Here is a 25,348-nt window from a genome sequence, read left to right on the forward strand (position 1 = left end):
TTCTCGGTACTTGGTGATTGATACGTGGAGGGGGAGAGATCAGCTGCCGATGGCGGGCGGCGGCGCCAGTCGGTCGAGCACCCGCACGGCGGTCTCGATCCGTTCGGGGTCGAGCAGAAAATACGCGTGCAGCGGGGATCCGGGCGGCTCGATGTACCCGAGTCGTTTGTCATCGGTGATGAAAGGCTCGAGATAACGATGGAGCACCGGGCTGTGACGCCGCATGCCGTCGACGTCCAAGCGGAACAGACAACAGCCTACGTAGAAGCTGTCCACCGCAATGTCGAATGTGCAGTGTCGCAGGTCGGTCTCGGTCAGATTCTCCGCCAGTAGCAGCGTGCGGTACTGGTGGATCACGGTGTCGTGGTCTTCGATCTCCGGCGACAGCACGTAGTGGTAGGGCCGGCCCAGCGACAGGTTGGCGGCCGTGACCGCCAGGAAGTTGCCCGCGGTCACACCCTGCTCGACATCGCTGTCGACCGGCACGAGATCGTCGGTGAGATCCAGGGTGACGATCGTGCTCGCTTCGCTGTAGCGTTCCAGCTCGAGGGCCTGTTCCTTGTCCAACATGCCGTTCAGCGTCGAGGCGCGTTTGCTCGCGATCTTGGCCGCCGCGTCGATCTGCGACGTGATGATCTCGCCCACCTTCGCGACGAAGGCCGTCTGCGCCGCGATATCGGCCTGTACCAAGGAGATTCCGGCTTCGACGTAGCGCGTGATCGGCCCGTACTCCACGGCGCCGCCGTGTCCGCCGATCGTCGTGTCCGGGCCGAAGACCAGGTAGTCGAGCGGCACGCTGAACAGCTCCGCCATCCCCAGCAGCTTGTCGAGAGCGGGGGTGGTCTGCCCGTTGATGTACTGCGACAACGCAGCCGGAGTGATGCCGAGCTGATCGCAGACCTGTCGCCGCTTGCCGCGGTACTCGCTCTCATCGATGAGTTGCTTGAGCATCGCGGGCAGCCTGACCTCGCGCATCGCACCCCTTTCGGCAACTCCGCACCGGCGCGCGAAGCCGTAACGGGTAGCCGGGGTTCGATTTAAGTCCGGCTTACCACTGAAAGAATAGTAGATAAGCGCCACTTGACAAGTCCAGGCTCGCGCGCCATTCTCGAGAGGTCAGGGCTTGGCGCACGCGGCGACGAGCCCCTGATCCGTCGGAAGAGGTGTCTCCGATGCCCAGCAGTGTTCTCCCTGGCCACCTTGCGGCCACCGAGCCCGAGTCCTTCCTGGCAGCGGCTCTGCGCACCGGACGAGCGGTGGTCGTGGGCCACGGTATCACCGGCCACCATGTCGTTCACAGATTGTTCGTTGAGTCCCAACGGGTTTCGCGCCCGATCCAGATTCTGTGGGTCGCCGATCACCACGACAGGCGGGTCGCCAGTTTCGGTGCCAGCGGCTGGCACATGCCGTTCCTGGAAGGGGATCCACGGATCGCCGCCTGGGCGCATCGATCTTTTCACAGCTGGAACATCTTGTCCGAGCTGGGTTTCGGCGAATACCGCACCGCCGCGCCGAGTGTGCTGCTGACCCGCGAGGAGCGGGTACCGGTGCCGAGCGGCTGCCCCGCGGTACCCGTGCCGGTCGATCCCGGCGAGTTCTCGGCCCCGTTCTACCGCCGGGCCGCCTACATCGCCGAGGGGGCGATCGTCTCCTCGTGCACGCTCATGCCGAACCTGTACCGGGCGGTATCGCGACTGCCCGGAGTCCGCCCGATGCGCCGCCATATTCACGATATCGGCGAATTGCTGGAGCTCACCCACGATTTCGGCGCCGAGGTCGTCTGTGTCGCCGCGGGCGACCGGGCCCAGTTCCTGCTCGACGACCAGCGCATCGAAGGCGATCTGGGGGTCGTCCTGCTCGCCGATCTCGCCCGGGTACCGCAGCCGCTGGATCGGATCGTGCTGATGGATGCCGACCGATACGACGAGCTCACCTACAGCATCCCGCATCACTCGTGCGGGCATGTCTGCCTGGGCGGTTCGTCCGGCAGGCTGGTCACCGAGCCGGAGGAGTACACCGAACTCGGGCGCGGGCTCACCGATCCGTCGCGGGTGCCGTCCTATGTCACCGCGCTCGTGGAGGAGATCCGCGACCGTGTCCTGCAACGGCTTCCGGTGCTGCGGCCGGCGCTGACCCCCGGGGCCTACCAGTACTGGTACGGCCTGCGGCCGCTCGCCGAACGCGTTATCGCCGAATGGATTCCGCGCAGCCGGACCGGGTCGGTCGGCGTGCTGGAGCTCGGCGGCCTGGGCGGTTCGGGATTCACCGTCGCTCCGGCCTTCGTCGAGGACGGTCTCGCGCTCCGCCGGCCGACCCCGCGGATGGAGTCCCATTTCGGCCGTCCCACTCCCGTCCATTCCTCGTAGCGCAGGCGCCGTCCGGCTCCGCGCGGAAGAATCCCGCGCGCGACCGCACGATGCGAATTTCCGGCGCAGCGTTTAAACTTCGCTTGTATTTCAGTGCGTCATTGCTCGGTGCCCGGGGCCGAAAGACGAGGTACGGCTGATGGACCGTTCTGCGGTCGGAACGCGCTTGTCGGTGAGTTTCTCTCCGGCCGTGCTGTCCTCGCTGTCCGCACTGGCACGCGACCGAGCGACCTCGACGGAGACCCTGATCGGAATCGCGGTCGCCGACCTGCTCGACTCGTTCGGAATCGATCGCGACACCGCGATCACCGCGGTGGCGGCAATGATGGAAATCGAGCACATTCCCGACCGGCGCCGCGCGCGCCGGAACTTCGATCCGGCCGGTGAACAGCCGGCCCCGCGGGATCTCGGAGTCGGCGAGGTGCGTCTGGACGAACCGACGCTGGCACGGCTGGCCGTGTTCTGCCGGGGCGCGGGCCTCAGCCGCGCCCGCGCGATCCGGATGGCGGTCGACCGGTGCCTGTTCCACGAGGTCACCGGATCGGAATTCGAGGCGGCACCGGACCGGCCGCGGTCGCCGAGCGCCCGGCGGCCCTGACCGGCCTCAGCAGGCCGCGGCTCCGGTATCGTCCGATCCGGTTGCGGCGCACTGGATATCGGATCGCAGCCGGAGCAGCTCGGTGGCGGCCGCCACCGCGTCGGGAGTGCCGATGCGGTGATAGATCTCGACCGCCTGCGCCAGTTCGCGTGGGACCGCGGCGACGCCGGTGACGCTGTTGACGACTCGGCACCGCGCGATCCCCTCCAGCGCTTGGGCTTCCCCGATCCAGCTGCCGACCTGACGCGCGAGCGTCAGCGCGTCGAGGAAGGTCGCCGACGCGGCGGCGGCCGTCGCGGTCTCGAACAGCAGCCTGCCCAGGTCGATCAGGACCTCGATCTGGCCGAGCCGGTTGCCCAGCCGGTGGTACAGGGTCAGCGCCTGTTGATGCAGTTCCACGGCCTCGTCGTAGCGTCCGGTGCCGGTCCGCACGACACCCAGATTGTGCAGGGCATCGGCCTCGACGAGCCGATAGCCGAGGCGGCGGGACAGGGCCAGCGCCTTGTCGTGCAGGCCGACGGCCTCGTCGTAGAGCCCGGTGCGGGTCCGGACGATACCGAGATTGTTCAGCGTGCTGGCCTCACCCCTGAGGCTGCCCAGTTCGTGGTAGAGGGCCAGCGCCTGGTGGTGCCGATCGACGGCCTCCCGGTAGTGCCCCGTGCGGGTGCGCACGATGCCCAGATTGGTCAGCGCGTTGGCCTCGCCGAGCCGGTTGCCCAACTGCCGGTAGAGGGTCAGGGCCTGCCGGTGCAGCGCCACGGCCTCCTCACTGAAGCCGGTGCGGGCGTGCACGATTCCGAGATTGTTGAGGGTATTGGCCTCCCCGAGCCGGAAATCGAGGTCGTGGTAGAGCGCCAGCGCCTGCTCGTAGCAACCGACCGCCGCGGGGTAGTCGCCGGTCTCCTCGTGCAGGGTGCCGAGATTGTTCAAGGTGCTCGCCTCGCCGAGAACGTCACCGCAGCGGCGGTAGAGGCCCAGCGCCCGTCGATAGTGGGCCACGGCCGCGGGGTAGTCGCCGGTCTCCTCGCGGGCGTCGCCGAGATTGTTCAGCGCGTTGGCCTCGCCGAGCACGTTGCCGCGGCCGCGGTAGAGGGTGAGGGCCGCGTGGAAACACGCGGTGGCCATGGAGAAATCCCCCGCCCGCCAGTGCGCGGCGCCCAGGTTGTTCAGCGCGCCGGCCTCCTCGATCTCGTCGTCGAGATCGTGGGCGACCCCGGCGGCCCGCTTGTGCAGCTCACAGGCCAGCGGCCAGGGCCCGTCGCGATCCAGCAGACCCGCCAGCAGCCCGATCATCACCACCATCCGCGCGGGACGGCGGGACGCCACGTGTTCGACGCAGGCCAGCAGATTGTCACGCTCCACCCGCATCCACTCCAGGGCCTGGACCTCGTCGCCGAACTCGCGCGCCACCAGCGGGTTGCCGCCCCGGTCACCGGATGCCGAGTCCGGACGGGTCCGGCGCGCGATCCAGCGGTCGGCCGCGGCGGTGGTCCGGTGGTAGTAGTCCAGCAGCCGGGTCTCGGCGGCGGCGCGTTCGGGTTCCGGCTCCGTCTGTGCCAGCGCGCGAGCGTATTCCCGGAGCAGGTCGTGCAGCCGGTATCGGCCGCGGGCCGGCTCGTCGAGCAGATGGTCGGTGTAGAGGGCGTCCAGTTCGGACCACGCCGCGGCCACGTCGATTCCGGCCAGCGCCGCCGCCGCGTAGGCGTCGAGGTCGGGGCCGTGGTGCAGCCCCAGCCGCCGGAACAGCCGGGCGCGTTCGGGAGGCAGATCCTGGTAGGACAGGTCGAACGCCACCCGGACCGCGCGGGTGCGGGCGTCGGGCTCGCCGAGCCGGTCGGCCGTGGCCCCGAATTCCGCCGACAGGTCCGCGATGGTCCACGCCGGGTGGTGCGCGAGCGGCGCCGCCAGCAGCGTGATCGCCAGCGGCAGATGGCCGCACTGGTGTACGAGCCGCTCGACCGCGGCGTGATCGGACGTATCGCCGATCCGGCGACGGCTCAGGGTCGCGAACAGTTCCACCGCCGCACCCGGCGCGAGCGTGTCGAGCGCGAGCGGGACGGTGTTGCCGAGATCGACCAGACGCCGCCGGCTGGTCACCAGGGTGAGGCAGCCGGGGGAGGCGGGCAGCAGCCAATCGATCTGGGCCTCGTTCTGCGCGTCGTCGAGAACCAGCAGGACGCGCTTGCCCGCGAGCCGGTCCTGCCACAGGTCGCGGCGCGCTTGCAGGGAATCGGGGAGGTAGCTGATGTCGACACCGATCCCGGTCAGCAACCCCGCCAGCACATCCGCCGGATCGGCGACCGTGCGCCCCGGCGTGTGGGCGTGCAACTCGACGAAGTAGCGGCCGTCGGGGAAACGATCGGCGAGCAGGTGCGCGGCCCGGATCGCCAGCGCCGTCTTACCGACGCCGGGCATACCGTCGATGGTGTAGACGGGAATCCCGGATTCCGCGGCGGCCAGTATCTGCGCGAGCTCGGCGTCCCGCCCGATCAGGGTGTACACGTCACGCCGGAGTGCGGTCCGCAGCGCGGGACCCACCTCGGGGGCCGTCCCCGGTGCGGGTGGGCGTGGTTCCCGCAGAATTCGGCGGCGCGTCTCGAGCCAGGCCGGTAGATCCTCCCTCGGGACGCCGCAGCACCACAGATAGATCTCCAGCCGGTTGTCGATATCCGGTGCGGCCCGGCCGCCTTCGAGCCGGTGCCCTTTCTCCATGGACTCGATGATGTTCTTCGTCAAATTGACATAGGTCGCGGCGCCGCTGTTCTTGCGGGCCGCGGCCCGGAGTTCGAGAGCGCGAATGGACAGCGTCGCCGCCATCCGGGTCCGTTTCAGCCTCGCACCGAATTCGGCGGTGGTGTGCACTGCTTGCAGATCTGCCCGGGTCGTCTCCCGATTCGGTTTCTCGCTCATCGCATATCTTTCTGAATATGGGCACCCGATCGGTGGCTGCTTTCCGGTGTCCGGCAGTGTCTTCCCTGTCCGCCGGACAGCCGTGAAATGCGGCGTGCGGCCGCCGTCTTGTCTTCCGTGCTGTCGGACACCGGCCGCGACCGGGTGTGCTGTTGCTGCGACCGCAAGGTCGCAGACGAACCGGAGGACAGCGATGAACCCGATGATTTCGACAAATGTCACCGACGGGGACGGCCCTCGGCCGGGCGGCCGCGCCGAATTCCGGAACCGGTGCGAGACGGCCGTGTCCGTCCGGAGGAACGGCAGCGCCTTCGCCGGCCACGACGGACGACGGCGGAATTTCTCCGCGCCGGACATGGGACGCGCGGCGCACGGCGAGGTGGTCACCTCGACCTGGGACCAGGCCGCGCGGACCTGGTCGGCGGCGCTGCGGGCCGCGGACCGGCACCGGCGTTCCGCGGACCCGGCCGTCGTCGCCGCGAGTCTGCTCACCAGTCTGCCGCCGCACGTGGTGGTCGCCCTGCACCGCTTCCGAATCCAGGGCTCGCCCAACAACGCCCTGTTGCTGCGCGGCATCTGCCCGGTACTCACCGATCTGCCCGCCACCCCCGCCACCGTCACCCCGCGCACGACGACCCGCACCGTCGAGGCCGCCGCACTGCTGCTGCTCGCCCTGACGCTGCCGCTGGGCGAACCGTTCACCTTCCGCTCGCTGCACGAGGGCCGGCTGGTCCAGCATGTCGTGCCCGTACCCGGCCGTGAGGGCACCCAGACCGGCGTCGGCAGTACGGCGGCGCTCGACTGGCACGTCGAGGACGGATTCACCGACGACCGCTGCGATCACTTCGGATTGCTGTGCCTGCGTGGCCATCCCGGCGTGTTCACGGTCCTGTCCCCGGCCCGGCGCCTGGACCTCGACCCCGCCGATCTCGCGACACTGCGCGCCCCGCGGTATCTGGTCGCGCCCGACGACGCCCACGTGGGCGCCCGTATCGGCGAGCAGACCCCGGCACCGGTCCTCACCGGTCCGCCCGAGGACCCCGAGATCTGCTTCGGCGAGGGTGACGTACGCCCGGCCGACCCCGCCGACCGCCGCGCGGCGGCGGCGCTGCGCGCCCTGACCACGGCCCTGGACCACGGCGCGATCGGTCACGAACTGCGGCCGGGCGATGTCCTGATCGCCGACAATCGGCGAATAGTACACGGCCGCACCACTTTTCGACCGCGCTACGACGGCGCAGACCGCTGGCTGCTGCGGGCGATGACCTGCGCCTCGATCCGCGCGCACCGCCGCCGTGGCGCGCGGCGTGCGCTCGGCTGACCACGTCCGGACCACCCCCGCCCCCGTCTCCGAAGGGAAAGTGTCATGTCGTCTCCGTCGATCTCGCCGACCGTGAAGAACCCGGCACCCGCCGAACCCGTACCGGCCTACTCCGCCGACGAATTCAGCCCGCTGTTCGAGGTCGTCGTCGGCGTCGCCGACGGCGCCCGGATCCCGCCACTGGACCGCTCGGCGTGGCTCAACCTCTACCCCGGACTCGATGCCGCCGAACTGGCGCGAGTCCGGGTGGGACGCTTCCCGTCCCGGGTACTCGCCGAAACCGCCGAGGATCTCGACGGCCTGGCGGCGCTGCTGGAAAGCCTGGGCGTGCAGGTCGCCCGGCCCGCACCGGTGGCCCACGACCGCGCGTTCGCCACCCCGTGGTGGCGGACCAGTGGCTTCTACTCCTACTGCCCCCGCGACCTGGCCATCGTGATCGGTTCCACCATCATCGCCGCGCCCAGCCCGGTGCGCGCACGGATGTTCGAGCTCGCGGGGCTGCGGGAGCTGTTCCAGCAGCGCATGCTCGGCGGCTCGGCCTGGATCGCCGCGCCGACGCCGCAACTGCGCGACGAGCTCTACCCCGACGACGGCCACGGCCGCCCGGTCCTGGGCGAGACCGAGCCGGTGTTCGACGCCGCCAACATCCTGCGCTGCGGGCGCGACCTGTTCTACCAGGTCTCCGGCAGCGGCAATGAGCTCGGATACCGCTGGCTGCGGAATACGGTTGCCGCACTGGGGAACTACCGCGTGCATCCGATCCGCGGCATCTACCCCTACACCCACATCGACTCCACGATCAGCCTGCTGCGGGAGGGTCTGGTCCTGCTGAATCCGGACCGCATTCGCGACGCCGCGCAACTGCCCGCACCGCTGCGGTCGTGGGAACATCTGTGGTGCCCGCCGATGGCCCCGGCATCCACTCCGAGCGGTCGTCCACTGTCCTCGGAGTGGATCGGGATGAACCTGCTGATGGTGCGGCCCGACCTCGCCGTCGTCGATGCCGGTCAGCGGGAACTCATCGCCGCCCTGCGCCGCCACGGCATCGATGTCGCGCCGCACACCCTGCGCCACGCCCGCACCATGGGTGGCGGATTGCATTGCGTCACCTTGGATCTGCGTCGCGAACGCCGGAGGACCGGCGACCGCCGCCGGCCCGGCGTCAGCTGTACGAAGCCGGCGATCCGATGAGTTCGCGCGTCTCGGCCACCTGGGGGATGGCTCGGCCGGGCAGTGGCGCGAGAATTTCGCGCACCCGCTCCGGAACCTGGCCGACCTGGAACTCCAGCGGCAGGCGCAGCCATGTCGTGGTGATGGTGTGGCACGCACCCTCGAGCTCCCCTCGGTCGACGTGTGCCGCGGCCGCATCCAGGTGCAACAGGGAACTGCCGACCAGATCGTGCCGCGCCGGCGGCAGCTCCAGCACCCGGTCGCGCAGCGGGGCGGCCTCGGCGTGCGCCCCGCACAGCGCCAGCGCATTGGCCTGGTTCCAGCGCAACAGGTACTCGCCGAGGTGGAATCCGTCGGCGACGATCTCCTCGTCCGGCAGTTGGTCGAACATCCGATCGGCGCGCGCCACCGCGGCGAAGGTGGCTCGCCGGTCACCCAGGCGGGCCTGGATGCCCGCCTCGGCGAGATACCCCAGGACCGCCGCCGCGCAGGGCCGGTCCGCACCGGCCGATTGCGCGGCCCGCGCCGCGGTCAGACCCGGCTTGAACTGCCGGTGGAAAGCGCAGGCGTCTCCGGTCCAGCCCGCGATCCAGGCCTGCACGGTCTCGTCCTGCGCGGCCCGGGCGGCACGACGCGCGATCCCGAACCATTCGAAGGTGTCGGCGACCGCGCCGACGTCGGAGAGCCGGATCGCGATCAGACCGGCGTTCTTCGCATAGACCCGGTGCAGCCGACGCCGCAGCACGGCACTGCTCGTGGTCAGCAATCCGGCCTGGACCCGGGCGAGATCCATCATCCGCGCCGGGATGAACTCCGCGGGCGGAGCCGACTGCAACTGAAAACCGCTCTGCTCGACCAGTTCTTCGAGCAGTCCGACATATCCCGCACCGGCCTGACGGCCGCCCGGTGGGTCGAAGGTTCCGGTGAACAGCCCGGCCGGCACGAGTGCCGCACTCGCCGCGACAAGTCCCGTGAAATAGCGTCGATTCATGGCGTCCTCGGGTTCGTTGTGCGGGAACGAACCCGCCTCCGAGTAGTCGCTCCCGAATCCGAGCCGGTCCGGCCGGCTCTGGTACAGGAAACACAGTGCATCCATATAGTGCGGCGACGGGATGTCCTGGCCCTGTTCCCATTGCGACAGCCGCTGATGCCCCAGGCCGTCGGCGGGGGTACCGCGTTCGGAGAGCACATGTTTCAACGCCTCGACCGCCTCGACCAAGGTGTAGCCCCGGGTCGCCCGATACGCACGCAGCAGCGACACCGCGCAATGCGCGTGTACCGCGCGGGCCGCGTCGTGATCGGAACCGCCGGAATTCTTGACCTCGCGAGCGACACGACGTGCGCAACGCATCGAATGTGGGCCGACCGCCATGTGCACCATCCATCCCCTGGGCCCCGCCGGTTGCACTGTGGTCGATGCTAACCCCGCGTTCCTACCGTGTCGACGTCGGGAAATGTTGTGCACGCGATGCGTGCAGAATTCCTCCGCATACCGCGAAAACACCCGTATCGGCTCGTGATACGCGGGCCCGGCGGCCCATTCTCGACATGTTGCCGTCGTGTCCGGGTGCCATCCCCATCCGGCGTGGACGGTCGCACATGTTCCCGAGCGGCGGGACGAGGGGTACCGCCGCTCGGGGACTTCTCCAGAGTTCTTTCGCGAGAAGGAATCCGGTAGGACACGGAACGAGGTTTCTCATCCATGAATTCAACAGCAGAGGTCGGTTCGTTCACCTCACGGGCGCCGGCAGGGCGCGATACGGAGAACGGAATCGGTGGCGCCGCACCGGGTCCGGTGGAGGTCGGCACCCTGGTTCGCGGATTCGTCGCGCTCGGCGCCACCGTCGCGTGGGTCTTGGTGGCGATGGTCTCCGTCGCCCAGACATCGCCCGACGCCGGCCCGCCGGCTCCCGCGGTCGCGCACGTCGGCTCACGATGAGGGTGTGATCATGTCCGGTGTCACCGTCGAGCCGACGGCCGGGCGCGCGGATTCGCCCGAGATCGAAATAGTCTGGGACACTTCTGGTTTCACCACCCTGGTGAGCGCGATCCGGTGGCTGAACGATCGGCTCGCGGTCGCGGGGACGAAGGCGTTCGGCACCATGTGGGCCTGCTACGGCCTCGCGGTGTTCGGCCTGGCCCCGCTCATCGATCCTGGCCGCCAGGCGACCTATCTGTATCTGTCCAATCTCGTGCAACTGATCGCCGTGCCGATGCTGATGGTCGGCTCGGCGCGAGCCGTACCGCCAGACGAGCCGCGATCGCGCCCCCGGCGTTGACGGCGAAATGCAGCAGGGCCGGGGTGAGGACGGTGCCGGTGCGGCGGCGCAGCCCCGACAGCGCCGCCCCCGCGACAGCGGTGGCGGCCACGGTCGCGGGGACATCGTCGCCCGCGATCCGGGCCGGTGCGAGGTGCCACAGCCCGAAAAGCACGGCGCCCATGACATTTCCGGTGCGGCCGAGGGCGGACTCCAGCAGCGGGTCGAGGGTCGCGCGGAAGATCAGCTCCTCCGTGTACACGGTGCCCCAGGGGATCTGCACCGCAACCCATTCGGCGAGGGGCGCCTCCGGCGACCGGTTCGCGAATGCCGCCAATCGGTTTCGCAACACCGGAATGCCAAGGGCCACAGCATATCCTGCGACAACCACAGCCGCCGGAGCAACGGCAGCGGCGATCATCGGCCATCCCGGCGCGCCGGGCGGCCGGCTCGTGTGCGCGCGGGCCCGGGGCACCCGAACGGGCCGCGGGCACCGGACGTGCGCGGTCCTCCACTCCTCGCCGAGCTGCGAATCACTGTGATCACCTTGCTGGACAGTGTTTTCCGGTCGCACCGAGCCGACCTCACCGCGTCCGTGGAGCGAGCCGTGTACACCGAAGACCGCAGCGTAGGCGGTCGCGAAAGCGACGTTGGCGACGGTGCGGGCGCGCGGGCCGTAGTGCATGCGGGGTAGCAGCAGGTCGTTCCACAGGGGTGGCAGCGTCGCGGCCGCGACGAGGCGGACGATGGGCAGCACCCTCACTTCACGACCCGCTCGTAGGTCTCGGCCAGTTCCAGTTGGGTGCGGACGCGTTCGGTCAGGTCCGGGGTCCAGTTCGGGGGTGGGAGGACGGCGGCCCAGCCGTCCAGGACCAGGCTGCCGTAGTTGTGGCCGTGGCCGTCGGTGACGCTCTGGGCGTTGGTCAGGTCGGCGGCCACCTGCCAGAAGGTGACGAAGGGCCACCAGCGCATCTGGCTGGAGACGTCGGGGCCGCGGGGTTCGGACAGCCAGGCGGGGCGGGAGAAGATCAGGTCCGGGGACCACCAGACGATCGGGTCGGAGGCGTGCTGGAGGTAGGCGATGCGGGGACGGCGCCAGTCGGGCGAGGGCTTGCTCAGATCGGCTGTGTCCGAGGCGAATCGGACCACCAGGCCGTCGGCGTAGACGGGTTCCACCTCGGGCGAGCCCGGGTCGCGGCGGGAGACGAACTGGCTCCACAGCCGATTCGAGTTGGGCGGGCCCACCCACAGGGCGCCGTCGACCTTGTCGCGCAGGTCGGCCAGTCCGCCGAAGGCGGCCTCCGAACCCTGCGATCCCAGGCTCTCGCCGTACACCACCAGTTTCGGGCGGGACTGCGGCGGGCGCGCCGACCAGGCCGCGTAGACCGCGTCGAACATCTTGTGCCCCGCGACGGCGACCTTCTGCCGGTCCGCGAGGAAGGACAGCACGCTGGGCAGATAGGAGTACTGCGAGGCCACGATCGCGGTATCGCCGCTGTAGAGGTATTCCAGGGCGGCCGCGGCGGTCGAGTTCACCCAGCCGGTGCCGGTGGTGGTGACGATCGCGAGCACCTTCCGGTCGAAGGCGTGCGTGCGTTCCAGTTCGGCGACGGCCAGTTCCTCCTGGGTGTGGCCGGCGGTGGCCGAGTCCAGGCCGACGTAGACCCGGATCGGTTCGCGCGCGGGCTGTCCCGTGGCGGCCGACAGCAGCAGCGGGTCCGGGCCGTGCGAGACGAACCAGCGGCCCTCGGAGCCGAGGGTGTCCCAGGCCGCCAGCGATTGCGGACTACCGGAGCGCTCCGGCTGCCGCGGCTGGACCGCGTACGGGGTCACCTTGTCGTTGCGAACGCTGAACGCCGAATTCGCGACCGCGAAGAAGGCTTTGGTCGCGATGCCGTTGAACAGCAGCACCAGCAGCACGATCAGCAGGGCCGAGCCGACCGCCGGTGCGAATCGTGGCGGTACCCGCACCCAGCGGCTGAGTTCCCGGGCGACGAAGCGGACGAGCTCCCGCAGCGTCCGATAGCCGGCCACCACCGCCATGCCGACCGCCAGGCTCAGCCCGCCGGTGCGCAGGTACGCGGCCCGGGTGGTGCCGGGCATGTCCATCAGGGTGTAGATCTGCCGTTGCCAGTCCGCGGACAGCACCAGCATGTACGCGGCGATCAGCCCGCACATGATCAGGATCGCGACCTTCAGCACGTAGCGCCAGCGCATCGGCAGGCCGCCGACGCGCAGCCGCGGCCGCACCCAGCGCCGGAATCCCCACTCCAGCAAGCAGCCGGCGCCGTAGCCGATGGCCGCGTTGATGCCGCTGATCAGCCCCTGGAACAACCAGTCCCGCGGCACCAGCGACGGTGTCACCGACCAGGCGAAGAACACCGTCCCGGCCACCAGGCCGACATAGTTCAGCCCGATCACGTCGACCTCGATGCGGCGCGCCACCCGCAACGCGCGCAGCCACACCGACCGGCCCCGGCGGACGACGGCCGGGCCGCGCACCCGCGGCAGTGTCGTCGATTCAGTGGCTTCCGGCACCCGTCAAGTATGGCCAACCCCGCGGCGCGAACGCGGGCACCGCACGGCGACCGACCAACTCGGCGCGAACATCTGCGGGACCGGCGGCCGGATTTCGAGTAGTCGAACACTCGGGTCCGCACCGGTCGAACCGCAGATACTGCACGACATGACGAACCCGCAGAAGAACAGCCCGGCATTCCTCATCCAGTCGGCGACCGCCTTCGTGCTCAGCTTCGGTGCGACGGGCTTCGGCATCTTCCGTCTGCCACTGGACATCTGGCAGCGCGGTTTCCTGTTGATGGCCACGCTGTTCCTGGTGAGCAGCACCTTCACGCTGTCGAAGGTGGTGCGGGACCAGCACGAGGCGAACCGCGTCCATCACCGGATCGACGAGGCCCGGCTGGAGAAGCTGATCGCCGAACACGATCCGTTCAAGAGCGTGAGCTGACCGGGCCCGGCCGACACCGGGCCCGGTCCGGAACCGGTGTCAGCCGAACAGCGTCGGCAGCGTGCCCTCGAAGGCAGTCCGCAGCTCGGCCAGGGTGGCCGAGAACTGCCCCTGCACCTCGACGGAGTCCGAACCCTGGTCGACCACGCCGATGCGCACCCACGGCAGTTCGCGCGCGCTGCACATCTTGGTGAACCTGGTCTCCTCGGAGCGCGGCACCGCCACCAGCACCCGGCCGGCGGATTCGGAGAACAGCGTCACGAACGGATCGGCGCCCTCGGGCACCAGGATTCGGCAGCCGGTCTCACCGGCCAGCGCGGCCTCCACCACGGCCTGGGCCAGGCCGCCCTCGGACAGGTCGTGCGCGGCGCTGATCATGCCGTCGCGGGAGCCCGCCGTGAGGATCTCGGCCAGCAGCTGCTCGCGGGCCAGATCGACCCGCGGCGGCACGCCGCCGAGGTGATCGTGCGCCACCTGCGCCCAGATCGAGCCGCCGAACTCGTCGCGGGTGTCGCCGAGCAGGATCAGCGTCTCGCCCGGCTCCAGGCCCAGGCCGGTGGGAATGCGGCGGTGCACGTCGTCGATGACGCCGAGCACACCGACCACCGGCGTCGGCAGGATCGCGGTCTGCCCGGTCTGGTTGTAGAAGCTGACGTTGCCGCCGGTGACCGGAATACCCAGCGCCGCACAGCCGTCCGCGAGACCGCGTACCGCCTGCTGGAACTGCCACATCACGCCCGGATCCTCCGGCGAGCCGAAGTTGAGGCAGTTGGTGACGGCCTTCGGGGTGGCGCCGGTGGTGGCGACGTTGCGGTAGGCCTCGGCCAGGGCCAGCTGGGCGCCGGCGTACGGGTCGAGTTTGGTGTAGCGGCCGGAGGCGTCGGTGGCCAGTGCGATACCGCGGCCGCCGACCTCGTCGATGCGGATCACGCCGGCGTCGGCGTGCTCGGCGAGCACGGTGTTGCCACGCACGTAGCGGTCGTACTGCTCGGTGATCCAGCGGCGGCTGCACAGCTGCGGGCTGGCGATCATGGTCAGCAGCGTCGCGCGCAGATCCTCGCCGGTCTGCGGGCGGGGCAGCCGGTCGGGGCTGTCGGCGATCAGCGCGTCCTGCTCGTCGGGGCGGCGCACCGGGCGCTCGTAGACCGGGCCCTCGTGCGCGACGGTGCGCGGCGGTACGTCCACCACGGTCTCGCCGTGCCAGGTGATGATCAGGCGCTCACCGTCGGTGACCTCGCCGATCACCGTGGCCAGCACATCCCACTTCTTGCAGACGGCCAGGAAGGCGTCGACATTGTCCGGCGTCACGACTGCGCACATCCGCTCCTGCGATTCGCTGGAGAGGATCTCGGCGGGGGTCATGTGCTTGGCGCGCAGCGGCACCTTGTCCAGGTCGATGTGCATGCCGCCGTCGCCGGCGGCCGCGAGTTCCGAAGTGGCACAGGACAATCCGGCGCCGCCGAGATCCTGGATGCCGACCACCAGACCGGCGGCGTACAACTCCAGGCAGCACTCGATGAGTACCTTCTCCGCGAACGGGTCGCCGACCTGCACGCTCGGCAGCTTCTTGCGGCCGGCACCGGACTCGTCGCCGGAGAAGGTGTCCGAGGCCAGCACAGACACGCCGCCGATACCGTCGAGGCCGGTGCGCGCGCCGAACAGGATGATCTTGTTACCGGCGCCGGAGGCGAAGGCCAGGTGCAGATCCTCGACCCGCATCACCCCCGCGCACAGCGCGTTGACCAGCGGATTGCCCTGATAGGAGGCATCGAAGACGGTCTCGCCGCCGACATTGGGCAGGCCCAGCGAATTGCCGTAGCCGCCGACCCCGCGCACCACGCCGTCGACCACCCGGCGGGTGTCCGGATGGTCGGCCGCGCCGAAACGCAGCTGGTCCATCACCGCGATCGGCCGCGCGCCCATGGCCATGATGTCGCGCACGATGCCGCCCACGCCGGTCGCCGCGCCCTGATAGGGCTCCACATACGAGGGATGGTTGTGGCTCTCCACCTTGAAGGTGACCGCCCAGCCGTCGCCGATGTCCACGACACCCGCGTTCTCGCCGATACCGGCCAGCATGGACGCGCGCATCTCGTCGGTGGTGGTCTGGCCGAAGTAGCGCAGATGCACCTTGGAGGACTTGTAGGAGCAGTGCTCGCTCCACATCACCGAGTACATCGCCAGTTCGGCGTCGGTCGGACGGCGCCCGAGGATCTCCCGGATCCGGGCGTACTCGTCGTCCTTGAGACCCAGTTCCTTGTAGGGCTGCGCGGTCTCCGGGGTGGTGGCGGCGGTGCTGACGGTGTCGATGTGGACGGTCACTGTGAGTACCGGGGTCCTTTCGGCGAACAGGCGAACACGGCGCCCGGGACGCGGATAGTGGGAGACCACGCCAGTTTAGAAGCAGCATCCACCGGGCCCGCAGCCGCGGGGTCCGGCCGCCGCGGCGGGCCCGGTGAACCCGGCCACAGCCGTTGCGAAACCGGTATGGACCTGGGTGTCCGACCCGTTACGCTGGATCGGTGACCGATCGAGCCCGGCTCGCCGCTCCGGGCGGATCGCCCGCTGATCCCCGAACCCGACGCCCGCGCCGATTGCTGTGGATCGCGGTCGGACTGTTCCTGCTCTCCGCGGTGATCGAGATCGCCGCCCGGCAATGGGCCGGCTACATCGATCTCCAGGTCTATCGCAACGGCGCCCGGGTCTGGCTGGACGGCGGCGACCTGTACGGGCCGCTGCCGCCCTCGGGCGGGCTCGGGCTGCCGTTCACCTACCCGCCGCTGGCGGCGCTGTTCTTCACCCCGCTGGCCATGATGCCGCTGTGGCTGGCCGGGCCCGCGACGGTGCTGGTGTCGGTGGTCTGCCTGGGCCTGACGCTGTGGGTGGTGTCCAACACCCTGGAGCCGGTCCCGGCGCGGATCGTGCGGTGGGCGCTGGTGATCGGCGGCGTGGCACTGCTCGGACTGTCCGAACCGGTCCGGCAGACCTACAACTTCGGCCAGGTCAATCTGGTCCTGATGACCGCGATCACACTGGACGTGCTGCTGCGCCGGCCGGTCTGGCCGCGCGGCATGCTGGTCGGCATCGCGGTGGCGATCAAGCTGACCCCGGCCGGATTCCTGCTGTACTTCCTGGTGCGCCGGGACTGGCGGTCCGCGATCACCATGGTGCTGTCGGCGCTGGGCGCCGTCGGGGTCGGGGTGGCGCTGTTCCCGCACGAATCGGCCGAGTACTGGTCCCGGGTGATCCGCGACACCGGCCGCATCGGGCCGCCCGCCTTCGCCGGGAACCAGTCGCTGAAGGGAATGGTGTTCCGGCTCGGCCTCGGCGAGCCGGCGTCCACCCGGCTGTGGCTGACCCTGTCGGTGATCGCGGTCGCGCTGGCGGCGGTGGTGATGTGGCGACTGCTGCACGCACCGCAGGTGACCGGCCTGGAGCGGGCCACCGCGCTGCTGGTGAATGCGCTTGCGGTGCTGCTGGTCTCACCGGTGTCCTGGTCGCACCACTGGGTGTGGGTGGCCCCGGCGCTGCCGGTGGCGCTGATCTGGCTGCACCGCGCCGGGCTCACCCGGACCCGGATCGCGGTGGCGGCGGCGATCACGCTGATCTTCCTGGTCGGCCCGCACTGGCTGCTGCCGCACAGCGCGCAGCGGGAGCACGGCTGGGCGCTGTGGCAGCAGCTGATCGGCAGCAGCTATGTGCTGGTGGCGTTCACGGGCCTGGCGGTGGCCGCGATCTGCTACCGGCGGCGCGATTACCGGGGCGCCAGGAACGCCGCCAACGCGGCCGCGTAGGCCGGCACATCGGCGGCGGCCATCAGTTCCCGGGCCGAATGCATGGCCAGCTGCGGCGCGCCGACGTCGACCGTGGGCATGCCGGTGCGGGCCGCGGTCATCGGGCCGATGGTGGAACCGCACGGCAGATCCGCGCGGTGCACATAGCGCTGCAACGGCACCTCCGCCTGGGCGCAGGCCAGTGCGAAGGCGCCTGCGCCGACCGCGTCGGTGGCGTAGCGCAGGTTCTGGTTGACCTTCAGCACCGGGCCGCCGCCGGCCACGATCCGGTGCGCCGGTTCGTGCCGCTCCGGATAGTTGGGGTGGGTGGCGTGCGCCATGTCACCCGAGGCGCAGATCGAACCGGCAAGGGCCGCAAGGTATTCCGACCGTCCACCGCCGCGGGCCAGCACGATCCGCTCCAGCACCGCGGGCAGCAGATCCGATTGCGCGCCGCGATCGGACTGGCTGCCGACCTCCTCGTGGTCGAAGATCGCCAGCACCGGTGTGGGGGCGCCCGGCGCGGGCTCGGCCAGCGCGGCCAGGAAACCGTGCAGGCCCGCGTAACAGGTGGCCTGGTTGTCCAGGCGCGGGGCGCTCACCAGATCGCCGTCCCGGCCGACCGGGCCGCTCGGCGCGAGATCGTGGGTCATCAGTTCCCAGCCCAGCAGGGCGCCGACGGCGACCCCGGCCCGCTCGGCCACGTAGCCGGCCAGCGAACGCGGCTCACCGCCGAGGCCCCAGACCGCGTTGACGTGCCGCTGCGGATCCAGGGTGACCCCGCGCCGGTCCTCGGACAGGTGGATGGCCAGCTGCGGCACCCGCAGCAACGGCTCGTCGATGCGGACCAGCACCTCCCGGACAGCGCCGCCGTCGCGCACGGTCAGCCGGCCGGACAGACCGAGATCGCGATCCAGCCACGAGTTGAGCCAGGCGCCGCCGTACGGTTCCAGGCCCACCAGTTGCCAGCCGGCGACCGCGAGATCCGGATGCTGCTTGACGCGCAGGTTGGGACTGTCGGTGTGCGCCCCGGCCACCCGGAAATTGCGGGCGGCGTCGGCGGCGGCGTCCGCGGGCTCGGCCCAGGCCACCAGCGAACCTCCGCGCACCACGAAATATCGTCCCGTACCGGCGTGTTCCCACGGCCGGGACTCGGCGAGTTCGGTGAATCCGTGGGCCGCCAATTCCGTTGCGACGGTTCGGCACACGTGAAACGGGGAGGGGGACGCGTCGATGAAGGCACACAGTCCGGACGCGGTCGCGGTGATCGAGACGGGCATACCGCGATCCTAGGTGTCTTTACAATTCGCGAGAATTCCCGCCCGTGTGACTCACGATGCGAACGTGCACATTTTCGGCGCGCGCATATCGGCGGATCAACCGACGGCCGGCGCCTCGACGACCAGTTCCAGCAGGTGCAACAGGTCGGCATGCCGTTCGGCGCCGATCCGTTTCCGCAATTCCTCCTCCACCCGCGACTCCTCGGCGCGCACCGAGTGCACCAGCGCCACACCGAGATCGCTGAGGCCGATCAGGATGCGCCGGCGGTCCTCCGCGGCGGCGATCCGGAAGATCAGACCCCGATCGGCGAGCGCATCGGCATGTCTGGTGGCCGAGGAGGGCGGCAACTGGGCGCGCGCGGCCAGATCGGTCATGGTGATGCCGCTGTCGTCGGACAAATTGGACAACATCGCCCACTGATCCGCAGATAGTTGCCGGGCACACAGTGCCGCATCGAGGTGGCGCAGCCAGCAACGTTCCGCGGCACGCAACGCCCCGTGCAGCGTAGAAAATCCGCTCACAATGGTCGACATCGATTTCCGCCCATCGATTTCCGCCAGGACGAGACAGAGGGTACCGAATGTTTCCGCGCAGTGAGGGCCCGAACGAGATAATGCGTTCCCTGTTCTGTGGCCGATGGCGAATTACGTCGATGTCGTGAGCGGATGCAATTGCAGAGTTTGCCAGCAACACGCACGTGCACTGTTTGCCCGTGATCTCCGGTCGCACGGGCCGCGCGATCACCTCGTGGCACATGTGGTGTTCGCGGGGTGAAGCGGGTTGTTCGCGGGCCGGGAAGACATGTTTGCGGACCGGTTCCCGGTAGTTCGGGAGCCGGTCCGGCGGGTCGGAATGCGCTACGCGGTGCTGATGCGCTCAGGCGGAGACGAGAGTGTCGACGACCGACAGGAACAGGCCCAGTCCGTCGTCGCTCGGGCCGGTGAGCGGCTCGGTGGCGTGCTCCGGATGCGGCATGAGGCCGACGATCCGGCCGTCGGCCGAACTGATCCCGGCGATGTCGCGCTGCGAGCCGTTCGGGTTGTCGGCGTAGCGGAAGACCACCCGGCCCTCCCCCTCCAGCTCGTCGAGCACTCGCTGCGAGGCCTGGAAACGGCCCTCCGCGTTCTTGACCGGGATGAGGATCTGCGCGCCCGGCTCGTACCGCGACGTCCAGGCGGTGTCGGTGCGCTCCACCCGCAGCCACTCGTCGCGGCAGATGAAGTGCAGGCCCTGATTGCGGGTCAGCGCGCCCGGCAGCAGCCCGGCCTCGCACAGCACCTGGAAACCGTTGCAGATGCCCAGCACCGGCAGGCCCTTGGCGGCGGCCTCGACCACCTTGCCCATCACGGGGGCGAACCGGGCGATGGCGCCGGCCCGCAGATAGTCGCCGTAGGAGAAACCACCCGGCACGACCACCGCGTCGACGCCGCGCAGATCGGCATCGCCGTGCCACAGGGCCACGGCCTCGGCGCCACCCAGCCGCACCGCGCGGGCCGCATCGACATCGTCGAGGGTGCCGGGGAAGGTGATGACACCGATGCGAGCGTTGCCGGTGGCACCCGTGCGCGCGTCGGTGGTCACGGCAGCCGCACCACTTTCCAGTCCTCGATCACCGTGTTGGCCAGCAGCGCCTCGGCGATCTTCTCGAGCTCCGCGTCGTCGACGCTGTCATCGATATCGAGTTCGAATCGCTTGCCCTGCCGGACGTCCGCGACACCCGGAAAACCCAGACGCCCGAGCGCGCCGACGATGGCCTGACCCTGCGGATCCAGGATCTCGGCCTTCGGCATCACCTCGACCACGACTCGTGCCACGCGTTGCTCCTCAGCTGGTGGGGGAATACCGCCACAGCGTAGTCGGCGAGTTCCGCGCCGCACGGCGCGGGTGGGCCTTGTACGTTGGCCGTATGCGAGTCGCACACTTCGGACATTCCTGTGTTCTCGTCGAGCTCGACGGCATGAGGATCCTCTTCGATCCGGGCAACTTCTCACACGGATTCGAGGGCATCACCGGGCTGGACGCCATCGCGGTCACCCACCAGCACCCCGACCACATCGACGCCAACCGGATCGAGGCGCTGATCGAGGCCAATCCCGGTGCGCGCCTGCTCTGCGACCCGCAGACCGCCGCGCTGCGCGGCGAGCCGTGGGAGGCGGTGCACGCCGGTGACGTGCTCACCGTGGGCGAGGTGCAGATCACCGGGGGCGGCGGCCGGCACGCCGTCATCCACCCGGAGATCCCGGTGATCGACAACACCGTCTTCCAGCTCGGCACCCCCGCGGATCCGTCACGGTTCGTGCATCCCGGCGACAGCCTCTGGGTGCCGCCGACCCCGGTCGGGGTGCTCGCGCTGCCCGCGGTCGCGCCCTGGATGAAGATCAGCGAGGCCGTCGACTACCTGCGCGCGGTGCATCCGCGCACGGCGCTGCCCATCCACTACGGCATCATCAGCCCGCAGGCGCAGGGCATCTACTTCGGACGGCTGTCCGAGATGCGGCCCGCCGACAGCGATTTCGTCGTGATCGAGCCCGAGGATCAGACCGAGTTCGCCACCGCGTAGGTATCGAGGAACAGCGCCTCGGCCAGCGCGATGCGCTCGATCTCGGCCGGGTCCACGCTCTCGTTCGGGGCGTGGATCAGGCAGGCCGGCTCCTCGACGCCGATCAGCATGATCTCCGCGTCCGGATAGGTCTCCGCGAAGACGTTGCACAGCGGGATCGAGCCGCCCTGCCCCTGGGTGGTGGCCGGACGGCCGTACGCGGTGGCCAGGGCGGCCTCCATGGCGGCGCGGGCCGGGCCGCCGGTGCCCGAGCGGAACGGCGCCCCGACGGCCTCGGTCTCCACCGTGAGCCGCGCCCGCCAGGGCGTGTGCGCTTCCAGATGCGCGGTCAGCGCCCGCAGCGCCCGATCCGGATCGAGACCGGGCGGGATCCGCAGGTTCAGCCGAGCGCGGGCGCGCGGTTGCAGGGCCGCAGCCGAACCGACCACCGGCGGGACGTCGATGCCGAGCACCGTCAATGCCGGTCGTGCCCACAGCATGTCGGCGATCGTCCCGTCGCCGAACAACTCCACCTCCGCGAGCACGCCGGCATCGGCGCGGAACTGCGCGGGCGGATACTGCACCCCTTCCCAGATCTGGCCGCCGGGCAGGCCGTCGACGGTGGTGTTGCCGCGCTCGTCGTGCAGCGTCGCCAGCAGCCGGATCAGCGCGCTCACCGCATCCGGGGCGGCGCCGCCGAACATGCCGGAATGCAGAGGGCCCGACAGGGTTTCGATGGTGACCAGCACGTTCACGGTGCCGCGCAGGGTCTGGGTGAAGGTCGGCACCCCGACGGCGAAATTACCGGCGTCGGCGATCACCAGCGCGTCGGCGCGCAGCAGATCGGCATTACGGGGCACGAACTGCTCCAGCCCGCCGGTGCCCTGTTCCTCCGAACCCTCCGACACCACAGTGATTCCGACCGGGAAGTCGTTGCCGCCCAACGCTTCCCGCAGTGCACGCAGGGCGATCAGGTGGGCCACCAGATTGCCCTTGCAGTCCGCCGCGCCGCGGCCGTACCAGCGGCCGCCGCGCTCGTGCAACTCCCAGACCGGGGTCTGCCAGGCGGCCTCGTCCAGCGGCGGCTGCACGTCGTAATGGCAGTACAGCAGCACCGTCGGCGCTCCCGGCGGCGCCGGGTGGCGGGCCACCACCGCCGCACTGCCGTCGGGGGTCTCGTACAGCCCGGCGTCGGTCAGCCCTTCCGCGCGGAAGGCATCGCACACCCACTGCGCGGCACGGCGGCACTCCGCAGCCGGGAACTGCCGGGGATCGGCGACGGAACGGAACGAGACCAGTTCGGCCAGATCGGCTTTCGCCCGCGGCATGAGCGCCCCGACACGGGCTCGCAATGCGGCGGTACGGGAATCGTCGGTCATGGTTGTCCTTTCTACCCGTCCAAGGCGGGCATGATGAGAAGCGCCCGATCGACCTGCCGTCCAGTGAGAGGCCCGATAACCGTGAGCGACGACTCCGAGGATCTGTTCACCCTGCCGGCGCTGTCCCACGGCGCGCCCAAGGATCGGTTCCCGCACCGATCGATCCCGGCCCAGGCCGCGTATCAGATCGTGCACGACGAGCTGCTGCTCGACGGCGTCTCGCGGATGAACCTGGCGACCTTCTGCACCACCTGGCTCGACGATCAGGCGCGGCGGCTCATGTTCGAGACCACGGACAAGAACATCGTCGACAAGGACGAGTACCCGCAGACCGCGGAGCTGGAGCAGCGCTGCGTGCGGATGATCGCCGACCTGTGGCACTCCCCCGATCCCAGCGGCACCCTGGGCACCTCCACCACCGGTTCCAGCGAGGCCGCCATGCTGGGCGGGCTGGCGGCGAAATTCCGATGGCGGGCGCGCACCGACGGCCCGTACGCCGCTGCCAAGGGGGTGCCGAATTTCGTCTGTGGTCCGGTACAGGTCTGCTGGGAGAAGTTCGCGCGCTATTTCGACGTCGAGATCCGGCAGATCCCGTTGCGCGCCGACCGGTACACCCTGCACCCGGACGACATTGCGGCACACTGTGATTCGAACACGATCCTGGTGGTCGCGACGCTCGGCCAGACCTTCACCGGGCTCTTCGAGGACGTGGCGGGCATGGCCGCGGCGCTCGACGAGCTGCACCGCGACACCGGGCTGGACATCCCGCTGCACGTCGACGCGGCCAGCGGCGGATTCCTGGCGCCGTTCACCGCGCCGGAACTGATCTGGGACTTCCGGCTGCCGCGGGTCAAGTCGATCAACGCCTCCGGGCACAAGACCGGCCTGGCGCCGCTGGGCTCGGGCTGGGCGATCTGGCGCGAGGCCGCCGACCTGCCCGAGGAGCTGATCTTCGACGTCGACTACCTCGGCGGCAGCATGGCCACCTTCAACCTGAACTTCTCCCGGCCCGGCGGACAGGCCGTCACCCAGTACTACGAGTTCATCCGGCTGGGCCGGATCGGGTACACCGCCGTGCAGGAGGCGCACCATCACGTCGCGCGGCATCTCGCCCAGGGGGTCGAGCAGGCCGGGCCGTTCGAGCTGATCCACGACGGCGATCCGTTGCGCGGCATCACCGCCGCCTCGTGGCGGCTGACCGGGCCGGCCGACTACAACCTGTACGACCTGTCGGACCGGCTGCGCAGCCGGGGCTGGCTGATCGCCGCCTATCCGCTACCGGCGAACCGTCAGGACGAGACCATCATGCGCGCGGTGATCCGGCACGGTTTCACCTTCGACATGGCCGACCTGCTGCTGGCGGACCTGAAGCGCAGCATCGAACACCTGCACCGGCATCCGCTGGAATCCTCGCTGACCCGGAAGGAGGCCGGAGGGTTCACCCACACCGCGACCGCGCGATCGTCCTGAGCGGATCAGGCGGCCTGGGCGGTTTCGAAGCGCTCCCAGCGGTAGACGTCGGGAGTGGCGCTGTGGAACAGGGCCAGATCGACCGCGTCGAGCATCGCCTGCCGCGGCCCCGAGCGGTTCAGCTGGGCCGCGGAGACGGCCAGCCGGAGCGTGCCGCCGCGGCGGGCGGTCCGCACCGCGCTCATCACCAGGGCGTGGCACCACCACGGCTCGGCGCGGAAACCCTCGCCGATGCCGTGCACCCAGGCCCGCTGCACCGTCTGCCGCTCCAGATCGTGGATCGAGGTGAGGGTCAGGGCCAGCCGGAATCCGACCTCGGGCAGCGCCGCCAGCGCACCCTCGGAGGCGTTCCAGCGCGGCGCGGCGAACAGCCGGGTGCGCAACCCCACCTGCTCCAGCACGCGGTCGGCGGCCATCAGCCGCAACCGCGCCTCGTGCCGGGGCAGTGCGGCGAATTCGGCGCGACGGCTCCTGGTGGCCGCCTGGTCGTAGCCGTGCAGGACGACGGCGTCGCCGACGGCGCGGCGGGCCCGCAGCCACTCCTGGGTGTGCCGATCGTCGACGAGCCGGTACTTGCCCTTCAGCCGGGGAGCCACCAGCAGCGACAGCGGCACTCCGCGCCGGTCCATTTCCGTGGCGAACGACATGGCGGCCGCCCGCGTGGTGTCACGAATACCGGAAACCGAAACGATCAACTGCGAGCCGCTCATGTTTCCACTGTGTGGGCGGCAGATGTCCGTGACGTGCTGCTCCGGTGACGTGCCGACGAATTCGAGCTACCGAATCGTGAGCCGCCGGCACCGCCGATCAGGGTTCGATTCGTGGCCCGTTCGGAGAGAATCAGCACGACAGGAGTGTGATATCACTCACCGGATAACCGAACGATATCGGCGCGGACGCTGACACGCGGATGCGGACGCGCCGTTTCCGGATTGATGCAGCATGTACACGACAACGCAACGGTTACTAGACTGCGCCGCGTGAAAGCCGCAATTGTTTCCGCCCTCGCTCTCCCGTTCCTGATGGCCGTCCCGGTCGTGGCGAATGCCCAGATCGCGCCGCCGCCGGCCAACATCATGCCGGGCCAGTCCCAGTCCCCGGATCAGATGTGCGACACCACCGGTCAGATCGTCGACTGGGCGCGCGCGCAGCAGCCCGACGCCGACCCGGAGCAGATCGCCACCGCGTACGACACGCAGATGGCGGCCAAGGTGCCCGGCTACAGCTTCTTCCAGGCACAGCAGCACAGCGACCTGGTCGACCTGATCAAGGCGTGTGGGTTCGCCAAGCCGCAGCCGGCGCAGAACTGACCCGG

22 protein-coding genes and 1 pseudogene are annotated in these 25,348 nt (G+C 69.8%); 11 read left to right on the top strand and 12 right to left on the bottom strand.

The window, feature by feature from the left end:
- Positions 1 to 39: 39 nt before the first annotated feature.
- Entirely contained in the window at positions 40 to 1,080 is a 1,041-nt protein-coding gene (locus LBW94_RS13530; RefSeq protein WP_225054119.1) for a helix-turn-helix domain-containing protein, read from the bottom strand.
- Positions 1,081 to 1,172: 92 nt separating this feature from the next.
- On the opposite strand from LBW94_RS13530, the gene LBW94_RS13535 reads away from it, so the two are divergent.
- Both LBW94_RS13535 and LBW94_RS13540 read left to right on the top strand, forming a co-directional pair.
- Complete coding sequence (locus tag LBW94_RS13535; RefSeq protein ID WP_225054117.1) at positions 1,173 to 2,366, top strand: FAD-dependent oxidoreductase; 1,194 nt, start codon at positions 1,173 to 1,175, stop codon at positions 2,364 to 2,366.
- A gap of 139 nt (positions 2,367 to 2,505) precedes the next feature.
- Positions 2,506 to 2,964: a hypothetical protein gene (locus tag LBW94_RS13540; RefSeq protein ID WP_225054115.1), complete on the top strand. Its 459-nt coding sequence runs from the start codon at positions 2,506 to 2,508 to the stop codon at positions 2,962 to 2,964.
- Positions 2,965 to 2,970: 6 nt separating this feature from the next.
- Here the strand turns inward: LBW94_RS13540 and LBW94_RS13545 are convergent, their stop codons facing one another.
- A complete protein-coding gene (locus tag LBW94_RS13545; RefSeq protein WP_225054113.1) occupies positions 2,971 to 5,874 on the bottom strand; it encodes an ATP-binding protein in 2,904 nt (967 codons plus the stop codon).
- Between the two features lie 283 nt (positions 5,875 to 6,157).
- Between LBW94_RS13545 and LBW94_RS13550 the strand changes: the two genes are divergently transcribed.
- Positions 6,158 to 7,195, top strand: a complete 1,038-nt coding sequence (locus LBW94_RS13550) for a TauD/TfdA family dioxygenase (protein ID WP_225054112.1) — start codon at positions 6,158 to 6,160, stop codon at positions 7,193 to 7,195.
- A 45-nt stretch (positions 7,196 to 7,240) separates the two neighbouring features.
- Positions 7,241 to 8,386, top strand: a complete 1,146-nt coding sequence (locus LBW94_RS13555) for a scyllo-inosamine-4-phosphate amidinotransferase (RefSeq protein WP_225054110.1) — start codon at positions 7,241 to 7,243, stop codon at positions 8,384 to 8,386.
- Here LBW94_RS13555 and LBW94_RS13560 read toward each other — a convergent pair.
- Positions 8,358 to 9,737, bottom strand: coding sequence for a helix-turn-helix domain-containing protein (locus LBW94_RS13560; RefSeq protein WP_225054108.1), 1,380 nt, complete (start codon positions 9,735 to 9,737; stop codon positions 8,358 to 8,360). The genes LBW94_RS13555 and LBW94_RS13560 overlap by 29 nt on opposite strands.
- 330 nt (positions 9,738 to 10,067) lie before the next feature.
- On the opposite strand from LBW94_RS13560, the gene LBW94_RS13565 reads away from it, so the two are divergent.
- Both LBW94_RS13565 and LBW94_RS13570 read left to right on the top strand, forming a co-directional pair.
- On the top strand, positions 10,068 to 10,304 hold the full coding sequence (locus LBW94_RS13565) for a hypothetical protein (protein WP_225054106.1): 237 nt from the start codon (positions 10,068 to 10,070) through the stop codon (positions 10,302 to 10,304).
- Positions 10,305 to 10,314: 10 nt separating this feature from the next.
- The gene (locus LBW94_RS13570) at positions 10,315 to 10,644 is read left to right on the top strand and encodes a hypothetical protein (protein ID WP_225054465.1); all 330 of its coding nucleotides are present in this window, start codon (positions 10,315 to 10,317) and stop codon (positions 10,642 to 10,644) included.
- 52 nt (positions 10,645 to 10,696) lie between these two features.
- Here the strand turns inward: LBW94_RS13570 and LBW94_RS44210 are convergent.
- Together LBW94_RS44210 and LBW94_RS13580 are read right to left on the bottom strand one after the other, a co-directional pair.
- A pseudogene (locus LBW94_RS44210) lies at positions 10,697 to 11,308 on the bottom strand (type II CAAX prenyl endopeptidase Rce1 family protein); the annotation flags it as partial.
- Between the two features lie 74 nt (positions 11,309 to 11,382).
- Positions 11,383 to 13,161 carry an alpha/beta hydrolase gene (locus LBW94_RS13580; protein ID WP_225054105.1) on the bottom strand — a complete coding sequence of 593 codons (1,779 nt, stop codon included), beginning with the start codon at positions 13,159 to 13,161 and terminating at the stop codon, positions 11,383 to 11,385.
- A 148-nt stretch (positions 13,162 to 13,309) separates the two neighbouring features.
- On the opposite strand from LBW94_RS13580, the gene LBW94_RS13585 reads away from it, so the two are divergent.
- Positions 13,310 to 13,591 (top strand): YiaA/YiaB family inner membrane protein, encoded by a 282-nt coding sequence (locus LBW94_RS13585; protein ID WP_225054103.1) that lies wholly within the window; start codon positions 13,310 to 13,312, stop codon positions 13,589 to 13,591.
- A gap of 39 nt (positions 13,592 to 13,630) precedes the next feature.
- Here the strand turns inward: LBW94_RS13585 and purL are convergent, their stop codons facing one another.
- The gene (gene purL, locus LBW94_RS13590) at positions 13,631 to 15,913 is read right to left on the bottom strand and encodes a phosphoribosylformylglycinamidine synthase subunit PurL (protein ID WP_225054101.1); all 2,283 of its coding nucleotides are present in this window, start codon (positions 15,911 to 15,913) and stop codon (positions 13,631 to 13,633) included.
- 200 nt (positions 15,914 to 16,113) lie between these two features.
- On the opposite strand from purL, the gene LBW94_RS13595 reads away from it, so the two are divergent.
- Entirely contained in the window at positions 16,114 to 17,385 is a 1,272-nt protein-coding gene (locus LBW94_RS13595) for a glycosyltransferase 87 family protein (RefSeq protein WP_225054099.1), read from the top strand.
- Here LBW94_RS13595 and LBW94_RS13600 read toward each other — a convergent pair.
- From LBW94_RS13600 to purS, 4 genes are all read right to left on the bottom strand, one after another.
- Positions 17,346 to 18,644, bottom strand: a complete 1,299-nt coding sequence (locus LBW94_RS13600) for a M18 family aminopeptidase (RefSeq protein ID WP_225054098.1) — start codon at positions 18,642 to 18,644, stop codon at positions 17,346 to 17,348. The two genes, LBW94_RS13595 and LBW94_RS13600, sit on opposite strands and share 40 nt — an antisense overlap.
- Before the next feature lie 96 nt (positions 18,645 to 18,740).
- Positions 18,741 to 19,178 (bottom strand): MarR family winged helix-turn-helix transcriptional regulator, encoded by a 438-nt coding sequence (locus LBW94_RS13605; RefSeq protein WP_225054096.1) that lies wholly within the window; start codon positions 19,176 to 19,178, stop codon positions 18,741 to 18,743.
- A 343-nt stretch (positions 19,179 to 19,521) separates the two neighbouring features.
- Complete coding sequence (gene purQ, locus LBW94_RS13610) at positions 19,522 to 20,226, bottom strand: phosphoribosylformylglycinamidine synthase subunit PurQ (RefSeq protein WP_225054094.1); 705 nt, start codon at positions 20,224 to 20,226, stop codon at positions 19,522 to 19,524.
- Positions 20,223 to 20,459, bottom strand: a complete 237-nt coding sequence (purS, locus tag LBW94_RS13615) for a phosphoribosylformylglycinamidine synthase subunit PurS (RefSeq protein WP_225054092.1) — start codon at positions 20,457 to 20,459, stop codon at positions 20,223 to 20,225. Before purS ends, purQ begins: the two co-directional genes overlap by 4 nt.
- A gap of 92 nt (positions 20,460 to 20,551) precedes the next feature.
- Between purS and LBW94_RS13620 the strand changes: the two genes are divergently transcribed.
- Entirely contained in the window at positions 20,552 to 21,205 is a 654-nt protein-coding gene (locus tag LBW94_RS13620) for an MBL fold metallo-hydrolase (RefSeq protein WP_225054090.1), read from the top strand.
- On the opposite strand, the gene LBW94_RS13625 is transcribed toward LBW94_RS13620, so the two are convergent.
- Positions 21,181 to 22,563, bottom strand: coding sequence for a dipeptidase (locus LBW94_RS13625; RefSeq protein ID WP_225054089.1), 1,383 nt, complete (start codon positions 22,561 to 22,563; stop codon positions 21,181 to 21,183). The genes LBW94_RS13620 and LBW94_RS13625 overlap by 25 nt on opposite strands.
- A 75-nt stretch (positions 22,564 to 22,638) precedes the next feature.
- Between LBW94_RS13625 and LBW94_RS13630 the strand changes: the two genes are divergently transcribed.
- Entirely contained in the window at positions 22,639 to 24,033 is a 1,395-nt protein-coding gene (locus LBW94_RS13630) for a glutamate decarboxylase (protein ID WP_416276897.1), read from the top strand.
- A 5-nt stretch (positions 24,034 to 24,038) separates the two neighbouring features.
- Here LBW94_RS13630 and LBW94_RS13635 read toward each other — a convergent pair whose 3' ends face one another.
- Positions 24,039 to 24,743, bottom strand: a complete 705-nt coding sequence (locus LBW94_RS13635) for a DUF2334 domain-containing protein (protein ID WP_225054085.1) — start codon at positions 24,741 to 24,743, stop codon at positions 24,039 to 24,041.
- A gap of 270 nt (positions 24,744 to 25,013) precedes the next feature.
- Between LBW94_RS13635 and LBW94_RS13640 the strand changes: the two genes are divergently transcribed.
- Complete coding sequence (locus LBW94_RS13640; protein WP_225054083.1) at positions 25,014 to 25,343, top strand: hypothetical protein; 330 nt, start codon at positions 25,014 to 25,016, stop codon at positions 25,341 to 25,343.
- Positions 25,344 to 25,348 lie beyond the last annotated feature (5 nt).

It is taken from the genome of Nocardia sp. alder85J, from assembly GCF_020176955.2.
Lineage (GTDB): Bacteria > Actinomycetota > Actinomycetes > Mycobacteriales > Mycobacteriaceae > Nocardia.

Excerpts from the sequence above, each read along its gene's own strand:
- LBW94_RS13535 (WP_225054117.1), top strand. The coding sequence starts at position 1,173 with ATGCCCAGCAGTGTTCTCCCTGGCCACCTTGCGGCCACCGAGCCCGAG.
- LBW94_RS13540 (WP_225054115.1), top strand. The coding sequence starts at position 2,506 with ATGGACCGTTCTGCGGTCGGAACGCGCTTGTCGGTGAGTTTCTCTCCG.
- LBW94_RS13545 (WP_225054113.1), bottom strand. The coding sequence starts at position 5,874 with ATGAGCGAGAAACCGAATCGGGAGACGACCCGGGCAGATCTGCAAGCA.
- LBW94_RS13555 (WP_225054110.1), top strand. The coding sequence starts at position 7,241 with ATGTCGTCTCCGTCGATCTCGCCGACCGTGAAGAACCCGGCACCCGCC.
- LBW94_RS13560 (WP_225054108.1), bottom strand. The coding sequence starts at position 9,737 with ATGGCGGTCGGCCCACATTCGATGCGTTGCGCACGTCGTGTCGCTCGC.
- LBW94_RS13565 (WP_225054106.1), top strand. The coding sequence starts at position 10,068 with ATGAATTCAACAGCAGAGGTCGGTTCGTTCACCTCACGGGCGCCGGCA.
- LBW94_RS13570 (WP_225054465.1), top strand. The coding sequence starts at position 10,315 with ATGTCCGGTGTCACCGTCGAGCCGACGGCCGGGCGCGCGGATTCGCCC.
- LBW94_RS13585 (WP_225054103.1), top strand. The coding sequence starts at position 13,310 with ATGACGAACCCGCAGAAGAACAGCCCGGCATTCCTCATCCAGTCGGCG.
- LBW94_RS13600 (WP_225054098.1), bottom strand. The coding sequence starts at position 18,644 with ATGCCCGTCTCGATCACCGCGACCGCGTCCGGACTGTGTGCCTTCATC.
- LBW94_RS13605 (WP_225054096.1), bottom strand. The coding sequence starts at position 19,178 with ATGTCGACCATTGTGAGCGGATTTTCTACGCTGCACGGGGCGTTGCGT.
- LBW94_RS13620 (WP_225054090.1), top strand. The coding sequence starts at position 20,552 with ATGCGAGTCGCACACTTCGGACATTCCTGTGTTCTCGTCGAGCTCGAC.
- LBW94_RS13625 (WP_225054089.1), bottom strand. The coding sequence starts at position 22,563 with ATGACCGACGATTCCCGTACCGCCGCATTGCGAGCCCGTGTCGGGGCG.
- LBW94_RS13635 (WP_225054085.1), bottom strand. The coding sequence starts at position 24,743 with ATGAGCGGCTCGCAGTTGATCGTTTCGGTTTCCGGTATTCGTGACACC.